Source organism: Acidovorax sp. HMWF018 (genome assembly GCF_003061035.1).
In the GTDB taxonomy this organism is placed as follows: domain Bacteria; phylum Pseudomonadota; class Gammaproteobacteria; order Burkholderiales; family Burkholderiaceae_C; genus Acidovorax; species Acidovorax delafieldii.
In genome coordinates this window covers 1-4,582 of sequence record NZ_QAIM01000072.1, presented here as the reverse complement: position 1 = coordinate 4,582, position 4,582 = coordinate 1, and the positions used below count along the sequence as shown (strand labels likewise).

The following is a 4,582-nucleotide window of genomic DNA, read 5'->3' as shown; positions in this document are numbered from 1 at the left end:
GGCGCAAAGATGCGAGAAAACGGCCGCAATTGCATCATCTGAAAAACATCGACCCTGTAGCACTTACGAGTCCGAGTTGTTCAGGACATCCCTAGCACTGCCGACTGAGTTTATTGATGCGGCTGACTCTCCGCCGAGTTGATATGAATGGCCTGCAAAAAAGTTGGCCATCACCGAATGAGCGATCGGAAGTGATATTCAGCTTTTGCTAGACGCCCGGCTGCCGCTGCTGTAATGCTCCCGTAGCAGCATTCAACTTCTCATACTCCAGAGAAAGCCTAAAGCCGACCTTCTGGGCTCGGATCAGCATTCGCGCAAATTGGATGAGTGGCCTCTCTTGCCCTGACCTCGGATGCTCCGCCGGAAATGTCGGGTTATCGATGGCATAGCCCATAAGGGCCGCTCCCCAGTCCTCTCCCTTGGACACCTCAGTGAGACGCCCTCCCGATTGAAGCCTCTTGAAAAAGTCACCTCCTGATCTTGCATCTTCAATTTCTGAAAGCAGATCGCGCACTTCGTACTTCTGACTAGGCGATTCATCAAGCATTTGTGCAGACATAGTTAGTGCGATGTCCAAAAGTTCTCGGGCCGTGAAATTTGCCAACTCGACGTCTGGTTCAGACACCTGAAATGCACCATGAAATGTCTCGTTCTCAGCAGCTCTACGCAAAGCTCGCACATAGTCATCACGATCAGCATCCAGCATGATGAAGCTGAATATCCCACCTGCTTTATCAGATGCCAGGGATTCAGCGAACTGCAAGCCGCGGCCATTTTTCTCAACCACAGCACCTTTCAGGTTAATGAACGTGCATTGATTTGACGTTCCTAAAGCGTGCCGTAGCGCGCCAAGTTCAGTCTGTCCCTCAACATAGCAACGGGCTTTAACCCCAGCATCTAGGCCGAACGTGCCAAGGTAATCACGCAACATACCTGGAGATGCATCGAACACGCGGTCGGTGCCATATAAGTTCCTACGCGCGCCTTCCATCCACGTACCGGGACCGATTTCATCCTCTTCAGGTAATTGGACTGATAGGAGCCGCTCTGCGGCTCGACGGATCGATTCGGCCATATCCAAAAACTTCATTGCCGCGCCGATTCGACCTTGGATACGGTCACGCTCAAACGGCTTCATGAGCCGCAACAGTGTGTGCAGTCCTTTATTGGAGTCGAGCTCATCAGCCGACATCGCGAATGCTTGGCGGATGGTGTGAATCGCATACAACGGCAGAGACCGCAGAACTACTTCAAGGCGCTGGCAATATGCCAATAACAATACTTCGTCAGAACTTGCTGTTGCCGCTTCAGGCGGTGCCCAGCGGACAGGCTCACACACAATGGCAATTTCAGTGACTCGATTCCAATGATCGAATCTCGCTATGAACCCGTCCGATTCGGTCCAACGTTGCAGATCACGAAGTTGCCAGTCGACGACGCGCTGAACTCCAGGTGTATAGATCAAATACTGGGTACTACTGGTGTGAACACGCAAGGTCCTCACGACGTGGTGGAGAAGAAATACCCTATACGGATGGAAATACGGGGTAAGGTGATCTTCCGGGGCTGGGCCATCTGGAATGAAAGACAGCGCACCTTGTGGTCTGTGCTTGGGCACTCGCAGATCAATGAACCGAAATCCGTCTTGGGATGTAACAGGCCCAAAACCAGGGACTTCAATATGTGCTTCGGCAGTAACAACATCTGCACGTAAAAGCCCAATTCGCCACAGCGCGCGAATACTGTCCGTATCGAAGTGTCCAAAACCCAGCTTCCAGGCCAACTTCCCGAGCGCTGTCGCATCGACAGGCGTGGATTCCCAGTGCGACCAACCAGCAAGATCAGCGCGTAAGGGACTAAGGTCGAGATCGTGATGAGGATTGAGATCGTCTGCCATTTACAGAATCTGTAGCTCGTTAGCGGTATTGCACAACTGTACGTTCAACCCCTCTTTGGATAACTACCGGCCACTCAAAGCGATATCAAGGCCAGATTTAGCTAGGCCAAGAGGGTTCATGACAGTGGCGCGCTGCTCACGCGATTGGCCTATTTCGCCTGCTTTCACAACCTCAATGCGCCTTATCCCAATTAGCCCCCACCCCCACCTCCGCCAGTAAAGGCACCTTCAGCGCCGCCACATCTGCCATCAGGCGCGGGATGTGGGTCTTGAGCCAGTCCACCTCGCCCTCGGGCAGCTCGAACACCAGTTCATCGTGCACCTGCATGATCATCTGGATGCTGGGTTTGTGGGCGTCCAGTTCCTTCTGAACAGCCACCATGGCCAGCTTGATGAGGTCAGCCGCCGTGCCCTGCATGGGGGCGTTGATGGCGGCGCGTTCGGCCCCGGCGCGGCGGGGGCCGTTGGGGGAGTTGATTTCGGGCAGGTAGAGGCGTCGGCCAAACACGGTTTCGACATAGCCCAAGGATTTGGCGGCGGCCTTGGTGTCGTCCATGTACTGCTTTACGCCGGGGTAGCGCTGGAAGTACTTGTCGATGTAGGCGGCGGCTGCTTTGGTCTCTATCCCTAAGTTCTTGGCCAGGCCAAAGCTGCTCATGCCGTAGATGAGGCCAAAGTTGATGACCTTGGCATAGCGGCGTTGCTCGCTGGTGACCTGATCGACTTCCACCCCAAACACTTCGGCGGCGGTGGCGCGGTGCACGTCCAGCCCCGCGTGGAAGGCGTGCAGCAGCGAGTGGTCGCCGCTCAGGTGGGCCATGATGCGCAGCTCGATCTGAGAATAGTCGGCGCTGGCGATCACGCGGCCTGCGGGGGCCACGAAGGCCTCGCGCACGCGGCGGCCTTCGGGGGTGCGGATGGGGATGTTCTGCAGGTTGGGGTCGTTGCTGGACAGGCGCCCTGTGACGGCCACGGCCTGGGCGTAGTGCGTGTGCACGCGGCCGGTGCGTGGCAGCGCCAGCTGGGCCAGCTTGTCGGTGTAGGTGCCTTTGAGCTTGACGAGGCCCCGGTGCTCCAGCAGCTTGGCGGGCAGGGGGTAGTCCTCGGCCAGCTTTTCCAGCACTTCTTCGTCGGTGCTGCGGGCGCCGGTGGCGGTCTTCTTCACCACGGGCATGCCCAGCTTGTCGAAGAAGATTTCGCCCAGCTGCTTGGGGCTGCTCAGGTTGAAGGGCTGGCCTGCAATCTCGTACGCCTCGGTTTCGAGCTGCAGGATGCGCTGGCCCAGTTCGTGGCTTTGGGCAGCCAGCGTGGGGGCGTCGATGAGCACGCCGTTGCGTTCGATGCGGTACAGGGCTTCGCTGCTGGCAATCTCCAGCTCGTAGATGAAGCGCAGTTTGTCGTCTGCCTGCAGCAGCGGCCACAGGGCGTTGTGCACGTCCAGGGTCTGGTCCGAGTCTTCGCACGAATAGGCAGCGGCCTTGTCCACCGGCACTTGCGCAAACGGAATCTGGTGCGCGCCTTTGCCGCACAGGTCTTCGTAGGTGATGCCTTTGCGGCCCGTGTGGCGCTCGGCCAGGCTGGTCAGGTTATGGGGCTTGTGCACTTCGAGCACATAGCTTTGCAGCATGGTGTCGTGTGTGTAGCCCTGCACCTCGATGCCGTGGTTGGCGAACACATGGCGGTCGTACTTGATGTGCTGCCCCAGCTTGTGGTGCTTGGGGTCTTCCAGCCAGGGCTTGAGACGGGCGAGCACTTCATCCAGCGGCAGTTGCGCGGGCGCATCGGGGCCTTCGTGGCGCAGGGGAATGTAGGCGGCCTCGCCGGGCTGCACACTGAAACTGATGCCGACGATTTGTGCGCGCATTTCGTCGAGAGAGTCTGTTTCGGTGTCGATGGCCGCGAGTGGGGCTTTGTGCAGGCGCTCCAGCCACTGGTCGAAGTCCGCCCAGTTCAGGATGGTGTCGTACACCACGGTGCGGTGCTGGGCTTCTTCGGCCACGGTGCTGGCGGAGTGGTCGGCAAACAGATCGCCGCTCTGGCCGGGCATGGCGACGGTGGGGGCTGCTGTGGCCGGGGCTGCAGCACCCTTAATCACACTGGCCAAGCCCTTGAAACCATACTTTTCGTAAAACGGCAGCAGGCCGGCGTTGTCCGGTGCGTCGAGTGTGATGTCATCAAACGCGGGCAACCCGGGGATGTAGTCGTCCAGCGCGCAATCGGTCTTCATGGTGACCAGTTGGCGGCTCAAGGCCAGCTGGCCGCTGGCGATCGCCTCGCGCAGGTTGTTGCCTGCCACGCCCTTGATGGCGTCGGCGTTGGCAATCAGGTTGTCGAGCGAGCCATATTCTTCCAGCCACTTGGCGGCCGTCTTGGGGCCCACCTTGGCAACGCCGGGCACGTTGTCCACGGTGTCGCCCACCAGCGCCTGGTAGTCCACCATCAGCGTGGGTGGTACGCCAAACTCTGCCGTCACGCCTGCCACGTCGCGGCGCTTGCCGCTCATGGTGTCGATGATGGTGATGTGCTCATTGACCAACTGGCTCAAATCCTTGTCGCCGCTGGACACGATGACCTCAATACCCTGTGCGGCTGCTGCGTTGGCCAGGGTGGCGATCACGTCGTCGGCCTCCACGCCGGGCACGGCCACCACCTTCCAGCCCAGCAGGTCCACCACCTCATGGATGG

At 58.8% G+C, this 4,582-nt stretch carries 2 protein-coding genes; both read right to left on the bottom strand.

Annotated features, from left to right (window positions below; genetic code table 11):
- Positions 1-208 precede the first annotated feature (208 nt).
- The gene (locus DBR23_RS29145) at positions 209-1,897 is read right to left on the bottom strand and encodes a hypothetical protein (protein ID WP_146191206.1); all 1,689 of its coding nucleotides are present in this window, start codon (positions 1,895-1,897) and stop codon (positions 209-211) included.
- Positions 1,898-2,069: 172 nt separating this feature from the next.
- A partial coding sequence (gene polA, locus DBR23_RS02765; RefSeq protein WP_108497240.1) for a DNA polymerase I occupies positions 2,070-4,582 on the bottom strand: 2,513 nt, incomplete at its 5' end.

Coding starts and splice junctions, on each gene's coding strand:
- DBR23_RS29145 (WP_146191206.1), bottom strand. CDS start 1,897: ATGGCAGACGATCTCAATCCTCATCACGATCTCGACCTTAGTCCCTTA.